The organism is Vagococcus xieshaowenii (assembly GCF_004792515.1).
Lineage (GTDB): Bacteria > Bacillota > Bacilli > Lactobacillales > Vagococcaceae > Vagococcus_A > Vagococcus_A xieshaowenii.
Genome location: NZ_CP038865.1, coordinates 1014933 through 1034907 on the forward strand (window position 1 = coordinate 1014933; position 19975 = coordinate 1034907).

Sequence of the window (19975 nt, forward strand, 5' to 3'; positions counted from 1 at the left end):
GTCTCTTAATGATAACAGAATGTTTTTTATTTATGTAGTGAGATTATTTAAATGCTGCTTGAACATCGTCTAACATTAAACCAGTTGATTCAATGCCACCACCTGCTAAATACCAGACGTCAGAAGCTAGTGAAATGATTTTGTCATTTTTAGCAGCATTCGTTTGTGCTACTAACTCATTTTTAGAGATATTGTTATTTGTTTCATCTCCACCCACGACTTTAGTACGGTCAATAACGAATAAAATATCCGGGTTTGTTTCTAAAATATATTCATAGGATACTTGTTGTCCATGCGTAGATGCTTCAATATTTTCATCAGCTGCTTTAAAGCCAAACACATCATGTACAATACCAAAACGAGAACCTTTACCGTAAGCAGAAATAGCGCCTTCGTTTACTAATGTTACCAATGCTTTTTGATTTAATGCAGAGGCTTTTTCTTTTGTTTCGTTAATACGTGTTTCTAAAGCAGTTATCTCTTTGTCTGCTTTTTCTTCTTCACCAAAAATATTTGCTAGAGCATTAATATTATTCTTAGTTGATTCCCAAATATTAGAAGCATCTACTCCTAAATAAATCGTTGGCGCAATTTTCTCTAATTCTTCACGAAAATCTTCTTGGCGTCCTGAGATGATGATTAAATCAGGTTGGATAGCGTTGATTTTTTCCATATCTGGCTCTTTAATACCACCTGCAGAGTCTACGTTTGAAAAATCATCTTTTAAATATTCAGGTAAGCTTTGGTTTGGAACAGCTACTACTTTATCGCTTTTCCCTAATGCGTTGATCGTATCTAATGATCCCATATCAAATACAACCACTTTCTCTGGATTTTTATTGATTTCAACATCACCAAACTCAGTTTTTACCACAACTGTTGAAACTTCTTTATTTGATGATTCTGTTGGCGTAGACGTTTTGCCACAACCGGTAATTAAAAATAACCCCAATACTAATAAACTAAATAAAATTTTTCCTGTATTTTTCATTTTCTATATTCTCCCCTTAAAATAAGTGATTATTCGTTAAAATATAAACAGAAACGCTTACCCTCTAGTTCACAAACTCTAATATTCATATTGTATAGATCATCTAACACTTCTTTTTGGATGACTTTTTCTGTTGTATCGTGCAAATAGATACGGCCATCCTTCATTGCGATAATCTCATCAGCGTAACTTGCTGCAAAATTGATATCATGTAATACCATAATCACTGTTTTACCATGATGATCAACCAAATCACGTAACACTTTCATCATCTGTACGGCATAATTCATATCTAAATTATTAAGTGGCTCATCTAGCAAAATATATTCTGTGTCTTGTGCAAATACCATTGCGATAAACGCTCGTTGTAATTGTCCGCCAGAAAGCGTGTCGATATAGCGATCAGCTAAATCTTCTAAACCTAATTGGACAATAGCTTTATCTATGAAGACTTGATCTTCCTCTGTTAGGCGACCTTTAGAATAAGGGAAACGACCAAACGCTACTAACTCCTTAACCGTCAACTTCAAATTAATCATATTTGATTGTCTTAAAATAGCAATTTTCTTAGCAAGGGCCGTTTGGTTCCAATCATTAATTTCTTGTTGATCGATTAATACTTCCCCAGTATCTTTTTCAATCAAACGACTCATCATAGACAAAACCGTACTCTTACCTGCACCATTAGGACCGATAAAGGCGGTGAATTTCCCTTTAGAAATTTCAACATCAACCGCTTTAACAACTTGCTTAGTTCCAAACATTTTAGATAATTGACGAACAAGCATCTCTAGACACCTACTTTCTTTCTCTTAATAATTTCCCAACAAAATACACACCGCCAGTAAATTCAATAACAACGCTAAGTGTGGTGTTCCATTTAAACACTTGTTCTACTAAGAACTGACCACCAATTAATAGTAAAATAGCTAATAAACTACTACCTATAAACAATATACGATGTTTATAGGTGTTAAATAACTGATAAGAAATATTGGCCACAATAAACCCTAAGAAGGTGATAGGCCCTACTAGAGCGGTTGAAACGGCCACTAATAAACTAATCACAAACAATAATTGCCATTGAAAACGTCCCACATTAATGCCTAAGTTAGTCGCCACATCTTTTCCTAAATGTAAAACATCCATTTTCTTTGCCGATAACCACAAATACCCAGCACCTATCATTAAGAAAACAAACGCTAGAGTAAGTAACGTTGTATTGACGTTTGCAAAACTTGCAAACAGCTTCCCTTGTAACTTATCAAACTCATTAGGATCTAGTAAGACTTGTAGAAACGTGCTGACGCTTCCAAAAAGCGTTCCTAGAATCATACCTACCATTAATAATAGATACAAGTTATTGCCTTGTTTTTTTAATAAGAAATAAAACATCGACGTGCTCAAAACAATCATTAGCGAAACATTAACAACAAACATCACTAATTGATTTTCTAAAAGCGATAGCTTTGCTTGTTCTCCCATAAAGAAAAATAAACCTGTATGAATTAACGTGTATAACGAGTCAAATCCTAAAATGCTAGGCGTAAGAAAATGATTGTTGGCTAACGTTTGAAAACTAATAGTAGCAAAACTGGTCGCAATACCTACAAAAATAAACGCCAGTAATTTTTTTCCTCTGAAATTAAGTGCAAAACTCCAGTTACCATATGTGTTATAGGTTAAGAATAACAGGCTCATTAAGACCACTGCACTTATTAGACTTAGCCAAATGATTCTTTCTTTGGTTTTAGGCATGTGATTTCGTCCCCCTAACAAGTAGTCCAATAAAGGCTAAACTACCAATGATACCGACAATTAAACTCACCGGTACTTCGTAGGGTGGGATAATTGTTCTCGAAAGAATATCACAACCAATCAAGAATAAACTACCACATAACGCAGTGGGCCAAAGTGTTTTTTTCATTTGATCCCCCGCATATAACGACACCAGATTAGGAATAACAATTCCTAAAAAAGGTAAATTTCCTACTGTTACTAGTAACACCGAGCTAGCCAAGGACACAATGATTAAACCACCCATTTGAATCATTGTATAATTCATCCCAACACTCGTCGCAATATCTTTCCCCATTCCAGCAAGCGTAAATTGATACGCATAAAGACTTGCTATAATTAGTAATGGCACAGATAAATAAATCAATTCGTAACCATTTCGAGTAATTGTTGAGAAATTACCTTGCAACCACGAAGACATATTTTGGATAATTTCTAGTTGATAGGCAAAAAAGGTCACAATAGAACCAATGATATTACCAAACATCATCCCTATCAAAGGAACCATGACATTACTTTTTTGTGGTAAACGATTGATCAATTGAACAAATACCATCGTACCGATGAAGGCGAAGATAAAAGCAACAAAAGATCGCATAATACTAGAACTATTAGGAAAAAAAATCATCGCGATTAGGATACCTAAGCGAGCACTATCTGCTGTGCCTGCAGTTGTCGGTGAAACAAATTTATTTTGTGTTAGATGTTGCATGATCAACCCACACACACTAGCCGTTGCCCCAGCTATAACTAAACTCACTGTTCTAGGGATTCGAGTACTCCATAATACTAATTTCTGTGTTTCAGACAGATTAAATATATCTGTAAGAGGAATACTTTGTACACCTATGAACAATGAAGTGATGACTAATAATAGAAAGAACAAAGGTAATAAATATCTTTTCAAAGACCTACCTCCTATTTCTAATTGAGAATGATTTTCACTCTCACTAATCATTTTAAATCAATATTTCACAAATTACAACCTAAAGTTCACTTCTTTGAGCATATCTCTTGCAATTTAATCCATCGTTAATATTATGTCGGTTTTTTAATAAAAAAACTCCCACAAATTCATTCGCAATCGTTGAACTCGTGGAAGTATATCTATTATTATGATTATTTTTAAAAAGTTTACTTCTTATCATCAAAAATAAATTGTTTTTCTAAATCTTCTTTGATTAAATTTGCCAGTAAGTCTCGGCCCTCAACTGTTGGATGAACACCATCATTTTCCAGATAAGCTAACTTATCTGCAATATAGCTATGCCAATCAATTACATGAACCTCTTGATGTTTATTTGCAAACGAATCGATCACACGGTTGACTTGATCTTGCCAATTAAGTGGCACATAAGTATTCATTAGGGCTAAATGAGCGCCTGTTGTGGTGATTTGTTGATATAAATTAGCCAAGTCTTTCTCTTCAAAAGGACCATTAGTTCCTAATGACACAAGAACTAGCGTCTCCTGATTAAATTTATTAGCATATTGTTTCTTTAAAAGATCAGGTAAATCGATAAATTGACGACCAACTTCCCCATCGACACTAGCTTGGGGTAGAATGGCTTCAATATTGCTTTTTGATCCCAATAGGACAGAATCACCAATCATATAGATATGTTTAATCGGAACTTTTTTTATTGTTGTTTCCTTTTCTGATGGTTTTTTATCAGTTTTTTTCGAGACGTTTTCTGTAGACAGTGTTGATGATCTATCCACCATTTGATTAAAGAATGTTACCGTAAAGACCATCCCTAGTATAGTTATACCAATCAGAATTAGTTCAATAATTTTTGTTTTACTTTCTTTAATGGCATGATTAACGGATTTAAACCAATTTCCGCTATATTTTCTAATAGGCGTTTCAATGTATTTATAAGACATCTCTGCCAAAACGAACATAAGGATTGTTTGGAAAAACATCAACGTCCAGTGATAAACACCTGCAATTTTCATTGGCGTTGTTAAGACAATAATCGGATAGTGCCATAAATATAGACTATACGATCTCATACCAATCCATCTTAATAATGAATGAGAAAAGAGGCGATTTAATGTTGTCGCTGGATGAATAACAACTGCTAGTATTAACGTACTTGCAAGTGTTATTAGTAAAAAGCCACCTTGATATAGAAACGGCTGATATTCATTTCCCATTAAAACAAAAATTCCTATGATGACTAACATCAATGTACCTACACCATCAAAAGATCGTGTCATCTTCTTTGGCATTGTCACTTTCAAACGATTATACGGATAAATAAAGGCTAATAAACTTCCCATTAATAACGTAAAAATTCTTGAATCTGTTCCGTAATAAGCTCTGTTAATATCACCAGGACTATACCAACACATCATGCTTATAACGGACAAAATGACCGCTAGTAACAAAATAAAAGCACGACTTTTTTTCTTTGTTGGAGAATTATTATCCCCTATAAATAATAGAGGTAATAATAAATAAAATTGGGCTTCCACAGCTAAAGACCAGAGATGCTTTAGTGGCGCTGGATTAGCAAAAGTATCTGCATACGGTACTTTTTTGACTATGTACCACCAGTTACTCACCCCAAAGATACCCGCTAAATCATCGGTTAATACCGATTGAATATTTGTGGGTGATTTCACGAATACAAATAGTGTCACCAATAACATTAATGCTACTACTGCTGGATACAATCGCTTGACTCGTTTTATCCAAAATTCTTTTAGAGACAAAATTTCTTTATGTGATAATTTATATAATAATTGTCCGGTAATTAAATAACCTGAGAGGACAAAAAACATATCGACTCCTATGAAGCCCCCTTTAAACAATGGCATTCTAAAATGATACCCTATCACTAGTAGGATAGCTAAGGCGCGCAGCCCATCTAAACTTTTTATATATGATTTTTTTTTCTTCATGATTCATTTCCCTTTCAGGTCATTTTCTAAAACGATCCTTTATCATTGTAATACAACCGTAACATTACTGCAATATATTATCTTTATTTTTACAAACAAATGACAAATATTATTTATTGAAACATTAAAAAAAGACCCTTAATAAAGGGTCTTTTACTCATTTTATTATGTTTGTTCAAGATATTGTTGCCACAAAGCATCAAAATCATCCATACTTTTTACGTAATTGGTATAATCTTCCAAATAAGAGCTAATTTGGTGATAATCTTCAGAAGTCTTTGAAAAATTAATATCATCATGGATAGATCCTGCTAGTACCACTGATGGCGTAAGATCATAAGGATTTTTAACAGTTTGAACAAATTGATAAAAACTTTTACTTCTCATGCCACGCATCCTTTACAAACGTTTCTCTAGGTTGACTTGAGGCTTTATAACGACTCGGATCCTTCTTATAAAAATCTTGATGATACTCTTCTGCTTCATAAAAAGGTGCGATAGGTTTGATCTCTGTCACAATAGGACGATCAAATCGGCCACTTGCTTGTAGCTTATCCTTACTTGTTTGAGCGATTAGTCGCTCTTCCTCGTTTTGATAAAAGATTACTGGACGATAACTTGATCCTCTATCTTGAAATTGACCGAATGCATCTGTCGGATCAGTTTGTAGCCAGTAAATTTCAACCAATTCTGCATAACTAATAATAGCAGGGTCATAAGTGATCTCTACAGCTTCTGTATGTCCAGTTTCTCCTGAGCATACCTCTTCGTAGGTTGGGTTCTCAACATGTCCATCTGTATAACCTGAGATAACTGAATGAATACCTGGTTGTTGGTCAAACGGATGCACCATACACCAAAAGCATCCCCCAGCAAATATTGCTTTTGCTTGTGTCATGATTATTCCTCCTTACTTGCTGATTCGTTCACATCGAAATAAACACTTAAGCGAATTTCGTCATCAACTAAGTTTATTTTGTCAGCTTTAATACGGATATCATCTTCGATTACTAATTGATTCAAATGAAGAATGACTTGTCCGTCTTTTGATTTTACTTCAACCCACTCTGGTAAGTCCAATTTGGCGACTTGTTTTAATACTTGATTCATTGGAATACTCAAGCTTCCTACAGAAACATTTTTAGCTTCTAGTAGCACATTGCCATCACTCATGACAAATGGTTCAAAATATAAATAAAACTCAACTGGAAATCCTAGTAATTTAAACGTCCCATTTAACATCGCTTGATTTTCTAAATAAAAATCATATTTTACCGTTTTAGTACTTAAATATTTATCTAAGTAATGATTGATAATCCGATTAATGTCTTCTTTATTAGAAACTAATTGAAAACTTGGTTTATCATCAAAGATTACTTGGTCAACTTTATCCTTATAGACTTCTTCTCGGTTTTCACTAAGACGAACACCTACGAACACTGCCAAGCCAATAATAGTTGCTAATAAGGCAAGGAAAGCCATTTTCCAATAATTTGTTGATTTCACTGTTTGTTCTTGCTCATTCATTTGTTCCTTCATGTGTCTTATCTCCTTATTACTTCAGCTCTCCTGAAGTTTCAATAATCATCGCAAACTCATTTGCAATGATTTGATAGCCAAGGTTATTGGGGTGAAAATTATCAGCATCTGATAATAAATTATTGATACCATCATCTGTATTGGATGACTCTGAAGCTAATCCATCATAAATATTGTCGTTAATAGGGACAAAATAAGCTTTTTTACGCGTATTTAAGGTGGATTTAGCAGAACCATTCCAATTATCAACAATTTCTTGCATCGCATCTATCTCATTAAAACTCACATAAAAAGGATTATAGATTCCTAGTTGATAAATAGGTGCTTGATCATTATATTGTCGAATTAATTGATACAACTCATCTAGATCTTCCTGATATTCTTGGCTAGGTTTATCAAATGTTTCTACTGCTAAATTATTGAATAAATTCGATTTAATAACCTTCATTAAATCATTCCCTCCAGTAGTCAAGGTGATAATTGTAGCCTCTTTTAAATCATTTTGAATATCAGTTGAGCTATTGATTCGCTTAATAATCTGACGGGTCGTATTACCCGCTTTACCATAATTAACAGTACTAATGATTTTGTCTGGATATTTTTCCATTAAATTGGATTGTAGAAGCGGCACATAGCCCCCTTCATTAGTACTATCTCCTACCCCTTCTGTTAAAGAATCACCAATTGCAACAACAAAGACTTCCTTAACATCTTCTTGTTTAGGGATATTATTTTGCTCCATTCGATCTGCTGGTTTTCTTAACAATAAACTTCCAAAAATCAGCGGTAACACAAAGAAAATTGTACAGACTACTAATTCTTTAGTATGTTTTGAAAAAAACATTCACTCACTTCCTTATATAAACAGGGCGTGACAGTAAACCGTCACACCCTGCAATAGATTGTAAAAAATAATACAACTTACGCTGCGGTATCATTTTCACTATAAATCATAATAGCAAAAGCACCTGCACCGGTATGTGTTGCCACTAAAGGTGACGTATCTAATACGCTAATTTCTGCAGTAGGGAACAAATTAGTCAGCGCATTCTTGAATTTTTCAGCTGTTGCTAAACCATCAGCATGAGAGATGCCAATTTTTTTGACGTGTGTTAAATGTTTTAGTTGTGTTTCAGTTAAGTCATCAAACCATTTTTTAAATGTTTTGGTGCCACGGCCTTTCATCATTGTTTCTAGTCCCGTTGGCAACAATTGCATCACAGCCTTAATATTTAACATATTTGATAAAATTCCTGTCGCTCGACTTAATCGACCACCTTTAACCATATTATCTAGTGTGGCAATACCAATATATAATAAACTGTTACCCAAAGCTGATTCTGTCGCATCTAGCACTTCCTCTAATGTTGCACCTGTATTTGCAACTTCAGCAGCACGCTCACAAACAAAAGCAAGTGCTTGATCAATAAATTTAGTATCAAGAACTGTCACATTGGCTTGTGATAGTTGAGCAGCTTGTCTTGCAGCGTCCACTGTACCGCTTAATAAGCCTGTCATATGTAATGAAATGATGTCATAGCCTTCATTAGCTAATTTATCATATAGCTCTACAAATTCTCCAATTGGTGGTTGTGATGTTTTAGGCAATGCTCTAGCTGAACCCATCATATCCATAAACGCTTTACCATCTAAATCTGTGTCTTTATATATGACATCATCAATCATGACAGATAAAGAAATCACCTCGATACCCAAACGTTCTGCTTCTCCAGGTTGAAATTTTGCACTTGAATCGGTTACTACTTTAACTTTTTTCATTGAGACCAAACCACCCTTAATTATTTAAATAAATTACTTTTTTTAGTATTTGATGCTAATATTATATCATACAGATTGACTTTTTTAGTGGTAAAGGTATACTATTTTTTTAATAACCCATTAACTGTGTTATTTTTATAAAGGTTTAATGAAGTAAGAACGGAGGAATACATATGAGTCAAAGAAAATACGATATTGTCAATGAAGTATTTAACGCTATTACACATGGATTAGGGTGTTTGGCAGCAATTAGTGGCTTAATTTTTCTCTTAATTAAGGCTGTTTCTTTAGGTAAAATTTACATGTTTGCCTATTTAGTATTCGGTCTATGTTTAACGTTACTCTTTTTATCGTCAACTTTATTTCATAGTTTGATTTTTACAAAAGCACGAAATTTTTTTCAAATTATGGATCACTGTTCCATTTATTTATTGATTGCAGGCTCCTATACGCCTTATTGTTTATTAACTATTCAAGGCAAAAAGGGGTGGATACTTTTTAGCATCATTTGGCTACTGGCGATTGGTGGTGTCATCTATAAATCATTTTTCATTAACAAGAAGTGGAAATTTGATTTTGTTATTTACTTATTCATGGGGTGGCTATGTTTAGTCGCTTGTCGAGATTTATATGACGGATTAGGTTGGAATGGCATTCTATTATTAGTTCTTGGCGGTCTTAGCTATTCACTAGGAACCATTTTCTATGCACTACAAAATAAAAAATTCATGCATGTTGTGTGGCATCTCTTCGTATTAGCAGGTGCTGCCTTTATCTATTTTTCTATTTATCTTTATACTTAGACACAAAGACACGCCCTGTATCTCAACTGATACGGGGCGTGCTTTTATTTATGCTTCATAGCTTGTTTAATTGTTTGATTCACTAATTCTAATTGCGCATCAACGACTTCATAATTAGATAAATCTGTATATTCGGCAATTAAAGAAAGTTCTGTACATCCAAGGATAATCGTATCACATTGATAATCATTCTTCATTTTATCCAAAATCTGATAAAACAACGCTTTATTCATAAAGTTTTTTTCTTTAATATCACGATAAATTAAATTCATGACCTCTTTTTGTAAATGTTCATCTGGCGTAATAACTGACAATTGAGGATATCTAGCTAGAGCATCTTTATAAACACCCGTTTTGATAGTGCCACTAGTTGCTAACACACCGACATTAACGGCTTTCTTTTCAATGACCTGATCTACTGCAATTCTTGGCATATGTAGAATAGGAACCGTTGTAGCCTCTTGTAATTCATCAAAAAAACGATGGGCTGTATTACAAGTTAAAACAAAGAAATCAGGTGACATTAAACTAAATTGTTTAATATCTTCAATTAAAGTAATCGCAGGATTTTCTTCTGATTCCCCTAATAAATAAGCAGTTCTATCTGGAACAGTTGCATGATTAACCAATAAATAATCTAGATAATCTTGGTCTTTTTTTGCGGGCGTTTTTTCATTCAATAAGTGGACAAAGCTTTCGGTAGCCTTTGTGCCCATTCCCCCTAAGATAACAAAAAAGTTTTTCATTATGACTACCTCTTTTAGGACTATTTTTCAGTAAAATGTTCTTTATATCGTTTATTATATAATCTATAAATACGATTAACGAGCAAGTAACGTTTGAAATTCATATCTTCTTTATAGAACAACGTAGTACCGCATTGTTTATTCTTCATCATTTCTAGCGCTTTTGTTTTTTGATCAGAATCTTTCACGTATTTTTTTACGATTTTTTCAGGAACACCTAACCATAATTTGTTTCCTTTAGCGTATTCAACCTCTGTTAATTCTTTTTTAAGCACATAATCTTCTACGATATATTTAGCTAAATTATACCCCATTAATGTTACATAGTAGCTACTTCTACCTTGGCGTAAATTAATTTCAAATAACTTATACTCACCATCTCGTTCATCATATTTCATATCAAAATTAGCAAATCCTGTATACTCAATTTTTTCTAAGAACGATTGAATGTTTTGGTAAATTTTTTCATTATAATCGGGCATAATAGCGACATAATTACCTACTGCTTCAGGTGTAGGGTCTTCTAATAAAGGATTACCTAAACACATCATACGTACTTTATGATGTTGATCGACATAAGCATTTAATACACGCATATGACTATCATCACCAGGAATGAAATCTTGGCAAATCATTTCTCCTTGATAATTTGAAGCAAATATACGCTCAACGATTGTCATAAACTCTTGTTCATCTTTAAAAATAAAGGCTTTTTTCTTACCTTCAAATTTAGCATCTAACCACGCCACACTATCGGCTGGTTTTAATGCCACAGGGAAAGAAAAAGGAACATTGACTGCTTTGTTTGCGACGATATCTTTATTAATAATATACGTTGCAGGATAAGGTAAACCGTACTCTTCGCATGTTTCATAGAAGGTTACTTTATCCTCTAGTTGTTTTTGCAAGTCGGTATCAATCGTTGGACAAATAAACGTTTCTTCCAGTTCTGCTTTATTCATCGCAATTAACTCTGTATAGCCATCTCCACATGGAATCAAGAGATTAACTTTACCATTATTGGCGTAATGTTTTTTTTACTTCTCTCATGGCTTTAATAAATCCTTCAGGTTCATCGAATTTATCATGGGCATGAACATTGACAATATGACTGTATTTAGTTGGTGATAAATGCATCAAACTGTGGGCTTCAGATACAATCCCGTATTCTTCATGAAAGGCACGGGCCATCCCATAAACATTAATATCACTGCCTAATAAAATAACTGTAAATTTTTCTACAATTGCTGATTTATCCATTAATAACATCTTCCTTCGATATAAATTCCTCTACTATCTGTTTATCCCCTTGATAAGCGACTTTTTCTTTACCAATAATTTGGTATTTATCTGTCCCTTTACCCGCAATTACTACGACATCTTGTTCTGATGAATGAGTTAATGCGTAAAGAATTGCTTCTTTTCGATCTATAATAACATTAGTTATCACTTTTCCATCAATATGTTCTTTAATGGTTTCAGCGATATTTACAGGATTTTCTGTTCCTGGGTCATCACTGGTTAAGATAACTTGCTGAACATATTGATTAATTACTTTACCAAAATCCATGCGACGCTCGACACCTTTATCACCTGTACTACCGATTACTAACTTAATCATATGATTAGGATAACTAGTATGTACATGTGATAGTAAGTTATCTAAGCTCAAGTAATTATGAGCAAAATCGACATAAACCGGTGTTTGTTTAGTCATCAATTTTTCCATGCGCCCTGGAATCACGGTTTCTTCTAATCCAATACGGGCATTTTCCCCTTGATTATCCGTTACTAGTGAGCATGCTAGCAGGGCACTGGTTGCATTGCTTTGATTAAAGACACCTTCCACTCTAAGTGAATAATCACCTTCAAGCACCCATTCATTTGGTTGAATCGCGAACGAATGAAGATCGCGACTGATAAACGAAACATCGGCTTGTTTATTATTCTCTCCAAATGTTAGGACTTCTTTATTATTCGACTGACATTCTTGTAATAAAAAGTCACTATAATCACTATCTAAATTCAAAATAAATTGTTTTGAATGAGACATTAGCTGACGTTTACAATAAAAATAATCATCAAACGTTGGATGTTCAATTGGACTTATATGATCCGGTGAAATATTTAAAAATACACCTACATCATAAACCAACCCGTAGACACGATTTAATTTATACGCCTGTGAAGAAACTTCCATCACTAAATGTGTCATGCCATTATCAACTGCTTGTCGCATCATTTTATATAAAGGTAATGCTTCTTCCGTTGTTAGATTTGATTTAAAGTGCTCTCCATCACCTAAAAAAGTTTCTAATGTACTAAACAAGGCTGTTTTATTGTTGGTTACATGTTTTAAAATGCTGTAACAAAAATAAGCAGAGCTTGTTTTCCCTTTGGTTCCAGTATAGGCAATAATCTTAAGTTCATTTTGTGGCATACCATAAAAATTCATTGCGATGATAGCCATTGCTTTACGAATATCTGTCACAATGATACCCATTGTATTAGAGGGTACTTGTTCATAGACTAATTCTGAAACATAAACTTGTAAACCGTTTTGACAGGCATCCACTAAATATTCTTCCTTAAACATTAAACCTTTACAGAAAAACAAGGTCGACTGGCTCACTTCTCGGGAATCATAAGTAATATGTTCAATATCAAGTTGATAGTCAGTTGGAACATTATAGTGCCACCGCTTATCAATAATAATTTCTTTTAATAGTGCTTCTTTTTTTAATAGACCAATAATTTGTTGCATGCTTAACATAAGGATCCCCCTTTCATATCTGCATGACAGATATGAACTTTATAAACTTTTTACTCCCTTGAACTAGCATATCCTAATAGATAATTAGCTGTTCCAATATTAGTAGCTAGTGGGATATTATAAACGTCACACAAACGAATAAGAGCTGAAACATCTGGCTCATGAGGCTGAGCAGTAAGTGGATCTCTAAAAAAGATAACTAAATCCATTTTTTCATCCGAAATAAGCGCCCCAATCTGTTGATCTCCTCCCAACGGACCAGACTTAACACGGTGTACTTGTAATTGTGTATGATCAATAATTAATTGTCCTGTCGTCCCAGTGGCAAATAATTGATGTTTACAAAAAAAATCACGATGCTTTTTGGTGAATTCAATCATTAATTCTTTTTTCTTATCATGCGCAATTAAAGCAATATTCATATCCTTTTCTCCTCTTCAATGACTGTTTCTTTCCTAGTTTATCACATCTTTAATTTTTTCCAAATGCTTTGCTTGAAAAATCGTCAATAAAAGGGATAAGACATGATGTCTTATCCCTTTTATAAAATTTATGCGGTAAAAAACTATTTTTTTCGCTTAAATGTTTCAAATGAGTGTGGGTATTTGTTTTTTTCATCCACAACACCATCACTAACGTCAATCATCGACCATCTATCGAAATCAATATCTGGGATAAACACATTTCCTTCAAATGATTCATGAATGACTGTTCGATAGACAATATCACATAGTGGTAAAAATGCCTGATAAACTTTCGCTCCACCAGTAATAAAAACAATGCCTTCGTAATTTTTTTCATAGGCCACAACTTCATCAACTGAATGCATGACAATAACCCCTTCAGCTTCGTAATTTTCATCTGAAGTAAGAACGATTGTCTGACGATTTGGTAAAGGTTGCTTATTCATCCCTTCAAAAGTAGTTCTACCCATCACAATAGTATTATTTTCTGTTGTCGTTTTAAAAAATTGTAAGTCATTTGGCAGATACCATGGCATCTGATCATTATTCCCTATTAATCTGTTCTCATCTTGTGCCCATATAGCAGCAAACATAGTTTTTTCCTCCCTGAAGCCTTCCTAAACCGCGATTGGGGCTTTTATGGCTGGATGTGGTTCATAATTTTCAATGGTAATATCCTCCATCTCAAAATCAAAAACAGATTGTTTATCTGTGTTTAATTTCAATGTTGGAAATGGTCGAATTTCTCGTGTTAATTGTTCATTTACTTGATCAACGTGATTATTATAAATATGCGCATCACCTAATGTATGAACAAATTCTCCTACTTCTAAGCCTGTTTCATGCGCTATTAAATGCGTTAATAATGCATAGCTAGCAATATTAAACGGCACACCTAAGAAAATATCGCCACTTCTTTGATAAAGCTGGCAACTTAGTTTACCATCTGACACATAAAATTGGAAGAGGCTATGACATGGAGGTAAGGCCATTGTAGGAACATCTTCTGGGTTCCACGCAGAGACAATTAAACGTCGAGAATCTGGTGTGTGTTTGATCATATCAATAACTTCTTTAATTTGATCAATCGTTTCTCCTGTCTTTGTTTGCCAATGGCGCCATTGTGAACCATAGACATTTCCTAAATCACCATACGTTTGTGCAAAGGTGTCATCAGATAATATACGTTGGCAAAATGCGTCTTTTTCTACTAAATAAGCTTGATTAAATGCCTCATCTGAAACAGCACGCAAGCCAAAATCTGTCATGTCTGGTCCTTGATAATCCTCGCTCTTAACATAACGCTCAAATGCCCATTCATCCCAAATATGATTGTTATGCTCTAATAAAAAGCGAATATTCGTATCCCCTCTTAAAAACCATAGCAACTCACTTTTAATCAAACCAAATGGCACGCGTTTAGTTGTTAACAAAGGGAAACCCTTTTGCAAATCAAAGCGCATTTGATGTCCAAAAATGCTTTTTGTTCCAGTTCCCGTGCGGTCTGTTTTTTCTGTGCCACTTTCCATCACTTTTTGACATAAGTCTAAGTATGCTTGCTCCATGATTACTACTCCTTCTTATTAGATATATTCACTCAGGTATTCCCATCGTTCTAATTTTTCTTCAAGTGCTGCTTCTGTTTCTTGTAATTCTTTTTGAAGTTTTTGTAACGACGTAAAGTCGCTGTTTTGATGGTTCATTTCTTCTTGAAGTTCTTCCACTTTCCCTTCTAAAATAGCGATATCTTCTTCAATCGTGTCCCACTCTTTTTGTTCCATATAGGTTAATTTTTTCTTAGGTTTATTGATTACTTCAGCTGAAGTTGAATTTTCTAATGGTTTATTTTGAACGGTTACTTTTTCTTCTGAAAGCGTTTCTTGTGCTTTCATCAAGTATTCGCTCATTGAGCCATAATGTGATTTGATCACTGTTTTTCCTTCAAAAACTAAAAGTTTTTCCATTGTTTTATCTAAGAAGTAACGATCGTGACTGACCGCAATAACAGCACCACTAAATTCATTTAAATAATCTTCTAAAATAGTTAGCGTGTCAATATCTAAATCATTGGTTGGCTCATCAAGTATTAAAACATTGGGTTGACTAATTAATAATTTTAATAAGTATAAGCGTCTTTTTTCGCCACCTGATAATTTTCTAATAAGTGTACCATGTTGGCTTCTTGGAAACAAGAAGCGTTCCAACATATCTGTCACACTAATCTCTGACCCATCTGCTGTCTTAACTTGAGAAGCTACTTCGTGCATATATTGAATCATACGCATATCATCAGGAATAGCTTCATTTTGTTGCGTGTAATATGCAATTCTTACCGTCTCACCAATCTCAATGACGCCTTGATCAGGTTCTAGTCTTCCGACTAATAAGTTAAGCAACGTCGACTTACCCGCTCCATTCATCCCCGTAATACCTAAACGTTCATTAGTCGTAATTAATAATGAAAAATCACGAATTAACGGTTGATTCCCTAAAGAATAACTAACATGTTTAGCTTCAATTACTTTCTTACCTAATCGTTTTGTCGCGATACCTAAATCAATCGATCCTTGTTCTTTTACTTGATGTAAATTTTCTTTTAAATCTTCAAAACGCTCTTTACGCGCTTTTTGTTTAGTCCCTCTAGCTTGAACCCCTGCTCTTATCCAAGCTAGTTCTTGCTTAAATAATTGCTTACGTTTATATTCAGCGCCTCGTTCTTGCTCATCTCTAAGCGCTTTTTGTTCTAAATAGGTTTGATAATTACCACGATATTCATGAAGTTTGCCGAAGCTTAATTCAAAAATCCGATTGGTTACTTTGTCTAAGAAATAACGATCATGTGTCACAATAATGATTGCGCCTTTATATTGACTCAAATAAGATTCTAACCATTCAATCGTTTGATAATCTAGATGATTGGTAGGTTCATCTAGAATTAATAAATCTGCCTCTTGAATCAACGCTTGTGCTAAAGCTACACGCTTTTCTTGACCACCAGAAAGTTCTCCAATCTTTTTTGTAATATCGATAATACCCAGTTTATTCAAAATTGTTTTCGCTTCGGTATCTGCTGTCCAAGCGTCAGTAGCGTTCATCTTCTCTTCAGCTTTCGCGTATCGACGTTGGTTTGCTTCAGATAAACCATCTTCAGATAAAGCGGCCAGTGCTAATTCATATTCCCTAATTACGTTTAGTAAAGGCGATTCACCAGAAAAAATGGCTTCTGCTACCGTATCATTTACATTAAAATGACTGGTTTGTGATAAATAACTAATTTGATAATCATGTGGGTGTTTTAATTCCCCTTGGTCGCCTGTATCAAGTTCTGCGATGATATTTAATAGGCTTGTCTTTCCTGTACCGTTTACTCCGATTAATCCAATACGATCATTCGTATGAACTAAAAACGAAATATCATCAAATAATACTTTGTCCCCATACGTTTTTGTTAAGTTATCGACTCTAAGTTCCTTCATAACACCACCATCATTTCTTAAAAATTCACCTTATTTTACCAAAAATAACCATTAAAAACAAATAGGTCTAGACAATTTATTGAATCTAACTTTTTATTTTCAACAAACAATCAAAAAAAGCTTAACAATCATTTGTTGATTGTTAAGCTTTACTAAGCGATTATTAGATATCTTTTCCGTAAATTGAATCGACTGTTTCGTTAGGATCAATGACGATGTATAGATGATTATTTTTCCCTGCTTTAGTACTTTGGTAAACATTATCTAAACCTTCTTGTCCAGGAGTCGCTTTATCTTTATATGGGAAATAAACTAAATCTTCATCTTCATTATCAAACACAATACCCATTTTTTCAATGTCTTGATATTGTAAAGCACGTCCGAACATTCCTGATTCAAGTCCACCTTGATTAATATCATCTGTTAACACATGATCAGCTTCTTCAAAAATTTCAATCTTGATTCCTTCACATGGATTAATTTTTTGGAAATCACCACCGTTGATTCTACCAAAACTTGTTGTAATCTGACGAATCCATAAGTCTCCGATATTTTCACGTTCGATTGTCCAAGTTTCACCATTTCTGAAATAAAATTTTAAAGCGTTCATTTGTTTTGTCATATTGATCGACTCCTTCGCTTGTTTATATGTATATAATATCACAAACAAAACGAAAAGCAAGCTTTTTGTGAAAAATAACACAAAGATTATAATTTTTTCAAAAAAGATGATTGATCAACAATAACTCGTTTATGATTAGCGGTTCCTATCAATTCTTCCCCTTGAAAAGCAGCACATTCAAACGTCGCTTTTCTATCTGTTTTCTCTATAATATCTACCACTATATTAACCTTTTCACTAACTTTAGTTGGTTTCAAATGAGAAACTTCAATATGAACACCTACAGATGTCTCATTGTCTTGAAGCTCGTTTTCTAGCCATTCAAAACAAACATTCTCTATATAAGCAATCAACATTGGGGTTGCCAAGACTTGTAAGCCGCCTGATCCGACAAATTCAGCCGTTTCTTCCGGCTTGACAATAAACACTTTACTGATTTCCATTTACATTCCTCTCCTCCAAAAAGTTTAATAAAGATAATTTATTATTCTCAACCTGTCCAATTAATACAGCTTGTTCTAGCGTTTTCAACAGGCGTCCTAACCAAGGGCCTGGTTGTTGATTCAAATGAGCAATCAAATCACTACCTGTCACTGCCAAATCTTTTAGCCCGTGAATAGGCAATTCGTTGTATTTCTTTTTCGCTAAAGACACGTCATATGAAACGTTTAGTATCTTTAATACACGTTCTGTCATAAGGACTTGTTCTTCGTTTAATGGATATAAATGAGCCGTATCCCATTCATGTTCTAACCTAAAGGAAACAGAAGGAACTACTTTTTTACAATTATCGATAATCTTATTGGAAAGCTTCCATTTTTTTAAAAAGCTGGTCAATTCTTGTCCTTTTAAAGATAACTTATGGCAAAGAATAACCCAACTATCTTCTTCTGATTCAATTTCATATGGTGCTAATTCTATGAGACTTTTTAACATACCAGCTTGTTCATTTAAGCCTGGACAATATTGATACAACTCAGTTAAAACAAATGCTTCAATTCCTTTATTACGATTTTTACCAAGTAGTAACTTGATCCATTCTATATGTATACGTTCTACCGAAATATGTTGTAGTAACGGACTTAGCTCTTTAATGGCTTCAAACGTTTGCTCTTCTATACTGAAATCTAACTGGCTTGCAAAACGAACGGCACGCATCATTCGTAACGCATCTTCATTAAAGCGCTCATGTGCTAGTCCAACCGCTCTAATGATTCCTGCTTTAAGATCAGCTTCTCCATCAAAGAGATCAATAATATCACCTTTGGTATTCATGGCTAGCGCATTTATAGTAAAGTCACGACGTTTTAAATCTTCTTCTAAACTTCGTACAAAGACTACTTCATCAGGTCTACGATAATCTTGATAGTCAGATTCTGTTCTAAAGGTGGTGATTTCATATTCATTGCCTTCAGATAACACCAGAACGGTACCGTGTTCAATCCCAATATCAACCGTATGAGGGAATAGCGTTTTAACCTCTTCAGGAAAAGCACTCGTTGCAATATCAATATCATGAATCGGTTTATTTAACAAGACATCTCGAACGCTTCCTCCCACAAAATACGCTTCATATCCAGCTGCTTCAATTTGTTCCATAATAGGAATTGCCTCGATAAATTCTATAGGCATCTTTTCTTTAGTGATTTTCATTTGCTTCGTCCAACTTTCTAACATCTTGTTCATTTCTTTCAAAACGATGGCGATCTCTTTTACGATACTTCTTCATATTTTGATCAAAGGTTGAAGATAAATCTATTTCTAAGGCATTCGCCATAATTACTACCGAAACCAATAAATCCATCAATTCTTCGCTTATTTCACTGATTTCTTCATTCTTTTTCTTAGTAACATGACCTTCATGATACATCAATGATTTCGCAACCTCTCCAAGTTCCTCCGTCATTCTACCTAATAAAACAAGTGGAGGAAAATAGCCTTCTTTAAACTGTGAAATATACTCATCTAATGTTGCTTGAATTTCTTTAAGTGTCGGTTCTTTCATCATTTCCTCCTTGAAACTACCTCCCTAGTTTAACAAAAAAAAAACACATAATAAAGCGAATAAAAAGCTA

Annotated in this window: 21 protein-coding genes and 1 pseudogene; 1 reads left to right on the forward strand and 21 read right to left on the reverse strand. The window is 34.1% G+C overall.

Features of this window, described 5'->3' with window-relative positions:
* Nucleotides 1-43 precede the first annotated feature (43 nt).
* From E4Z98_RS04895 to E4Z98_RS04940, 10 genes are all read right to left on the reverse strand, one after another.
* Entirely contained in the window at nucleotides 44-991 is a 948-nt protein-coding gene (locus E4Z98_RS04895; RefSeq protein ID WP_135254712.1) for a siderophore ABC transporter substrate-binding protein, read from the reverse strand.
* A gap of 29 nt (nucleotides 992-1020) precedes the next feature.
* Complete coding sequence (locus E4Z98_RS04900; RefSeq protein ID WP_135254711.1) at nucleotides 1021-1779, reverse strand: iron ABC transporter ATP-binding protein; 759 nt, start codon at nucleotides 1777-1779, stop codon at nucleotides 1021-1023.
* 10 nt (nucleotides 1780-1789) lie between these two features.
* On the reverse strand, nucleotides 1790-2749 hold the full coding sequence (fitB, locus tag E4Z98_RS04905; protein ID WP_135254710.1) for an iron chelate uptake ABC transporter family permease subunit FitB: 960 nt from the start codon (nucleotides 2747-2749) through the stop codon (nucleotides 1790-1792).
* A complete protein-coding gene (locus E4Z98_RS04910) occupies nucleotides 2742-3695 on the reverse strand; it encodes an ABC transporter permease (RefSeq protein ID WP_241856662.1) in 954 nt (317 codons plus the stop codon). Before E4Z98_RS04910 ends, fitB begins: the two co-directional genes overlap by 8 nt.
* Before the next feature lie 227 nt (nucleotides 3696-3922).
* Nucleotides 3923-5698, reverse strand: coding sequence for an acyltransferase family protein (locus tag E4Z98_RS04915; protein WP_135254708.1), 1776 nt, complete (start codon nucleotides 5696-5698; stop codon nucleotides 3923-3925).
* A 165-nt stretch (nucleotides 5699-5863) separates the two neighbouring features.
* On the reverse strand, nucleotides 5864-6085 hold the full coding sequence (locus tag E4Z98_RS04920; RefSeq protein WP_241856663.1) for a YozE family protein: 222 nt from the start codon (nucleotides 6083-6085) through the stop codon (nucleotides 5864-5866).
* The gene (gene msrA, locus E4Z98_RS04925; RefSeq protein ID WP_135254706.1) at nucleotides 6075-6596 is read right to left on the reverse strand and encodes a peptide-methionine (S)-S-oxide reductase MsrA; all 522 of its coding nucleotides are present in this window, start codon (nucleotides 6594-6596) and stop codon (nucleotides 6075-6077) included. The genes E4Z98_RS04920 and msrA overlap by 11 nt, the downstream gene beginning before the upstream one ends.
* A gap of 2 nt (nucleotides 6597-6598) precedes the next feature.
* Nucleotides 6599-7237, reverse strand: a complete 639-nt coding sequence (locus E4Z98_RS04930; protein ID WP_135254705.1) for a YpmS family protein — start codon at nucleotides 7235-7237, stop codon at nucleotides 6599-6601.
* Between the two features lie 16 nt (nucleotides 7238-7253).
* Nucleotides 7254-8081 carry an SGNH/GDSL hydrolase family protein gene (locus E4Z98_RS04935; RefSeq protein WP_135254704.1) on the reverse strand — a complete coding sequence of 276 codons (828 nt, stop codon included), beginning with the start codon at nucleotides 8079-8081 and terminating at the stop codon, nucleotides 7254-7256.
* Nucleotides 8082-8158: 77 nt separating this feature from the next.
* A complete protein-coding gene (locus E4Z98_RS04940; RefSeq protein WP_135254703.1) occupies nucleotides 8159-9016 on the reverse strand; it encodes a DegV family protein in 858 nt (285 codons plus the stop codon).
* A gap of 173 nt (nucleotides 9017-9189) precedes the next feature.
* Between E4Z98_RS04940 and trhA the strand changes: the two genes are divergently transcribed.
* A complete protein-coding gene (trhA, locus tag E4Z98_RS04945) occupies nucleotides 9190-9819 on the forward strand; it encodes a PAQR family membrane homeostasis protein TrhA (protein WP_135254702.1) in 630 nt (209 codons plus the stop codon).
* Between the two features lie 44 nt (nucleotides 9820-9863).
* Here trhA and E4Z98_RS04950 read toward each other — a convergent pair whose 3' ends face one another.
* The 11 genes and pseudogenes from E4Z98_RS04950 to E4Z98_RS05000 all read right to left on the reverse strand — a co-directional run bounded on the left by E4Z98_RS04950 (nucleotide 9864) and on the right by E4Z98_RS05000 (nucleotide 19908).
* A complete protein-coding gene (locus E4Z98_RS04950; RefSeq protein WP_135254701.1) occupies nucleotides 9864-10565 on the reverse strand; it encodes an aspartate/glutamate racemase family protein in 702 nt (233 codons plus the stop codon).
* A gap of 20 nt (nucleotides 10566-10585) precedes the next feature.
* Nucleotides 10586-11825, reverse strand: a pseudogene (locus tag E4Z98_RS04955) (carboxylate--amine ligase).
* Nucleotides 11818-13338 (reverse strand): UDP-N-acetylmuramyl-tripeptide synthetase, encoded by a 1521-nt coding sequence (gene murE, locus E4Z98_RS04960; RefSeq protein ID WP_135254699.1) that lies wholly within the window; start codon nucleotides 13336-13338, stop codon nucleotides 11818-11820. The pseudogene E4Z98_RS04955 and the gene murE overlap by 8 nt, the downstream one beginning before the upstream one ends.
* A 50-nt stretch (nucleotides 13339-13388) precedes the next feature.
* Entirely contained in the window at nucleotides 13389-13760 is a 372-nt protein-coding gene (gene mgsA / locus E4Z98_RS04965; protein ID WP_135254698.1) for a methylglyoxal synthase, read from the reverse strand.
* A gap of 143 nt (nucleotides 13761-13903) precedes the next feature.
* The gene (locus E4Z98_RS04970; RefSeq protein WP_135254697.1) at nucleotides 13904-14395 is read right to left on the reverse strand and encodes a dihydrofolate reductase; all 492 of its coding nucleotides are present in this window, start codon (nucleotides 14393-14395) and stop codon (nucleotides 13904-13906) included.
* Between the two features lie 24 nt (nucleotides 14396-14419).
* Nucleotides 14420-15367, reverse strand: a complete 948-nt coding sequence (locus E4Z98_RS04975) for a thymidylate synthase (RefSeq protein ID WP_135254696.1) — start codon at nucleotides 15365-15367, stop codon at nucleotides 14420-14422.
* An 18-nt stretch (nucleotides 15368-15385) separates the two neighbouring features.
* The gene (locus E4Z98_RS04980; protein ID WP_135254695.1) at nucleotides 15386-17278 is read right to left on the reverse strand and encodes an ABC-F family ATP-binding cassette domain-containing protein; all 1893 of its coding nucleotides are present in this window, start codon (nucleotides 17276-17278) and stop codon (nucleotides 15386-15388) included.
* A gap of 163 nt (nucleotides 17279-17441) precedes the next feature.
* Nucleotides 17442-17900 carry a hypothetical protein gene (locus E4Z98_RS04985; protein ID WP_135254694.1) on the reverse strand — a complete coding sequence of 153 codons (459 nt, stop codon included), beginning with the start codon at nucleotides 17898-17900 and terminating at the stop codon, nucleotides 17442-17444.
* An 86-nt stretch (nucleotides 17901-17986) separates the two neighbouring features.
* Nucleotides 17987-18343 carry a thioesterase family protein gene (locus E4Z98_RS04990; protein ID WP_135254693.1) on the reverse strand — a complete coding sequence of 119 codons (357 nt, stop codon included), beginning with the start codon at nucleotides 18341-18343 and terminating at the stop codon, nucleotides 17987-17989.
* Nucleotides 18330-19553, reverse strand: a complete 1224-nt coding sequence (locus tag E4Z98_RS04995) for a CCA tRNA nucleotidyltransferase (protein ID WP_135254692.1) — start codon at nucleotides 19551-19553, stop codon at nucleotides 18330-18332. The genes E4Z98_RS04990 and E4Z98_RS04995 overlap by 14 nt, the downstream gene beginning before the upstream one ends.
* Complete coding sequence (locus tag E4Z98_RS05000; protein WP_241856665.1) at nucleotides 19540-19908, reverse strand: MazG nucleotide pyrophosphohydrolase domain-containing protein; 369 nt, start codon at nucleotides 19906-19908, stop codon at nucleotides 19540-19542. Before E4Z98_RS05000 ends, E4Z98_RS04995 begins: the two co-directional genes overlap by 14 nt.
* Between the last annotated feature and the right edge of the window lie 67 nt (nucleotides 19909-19975).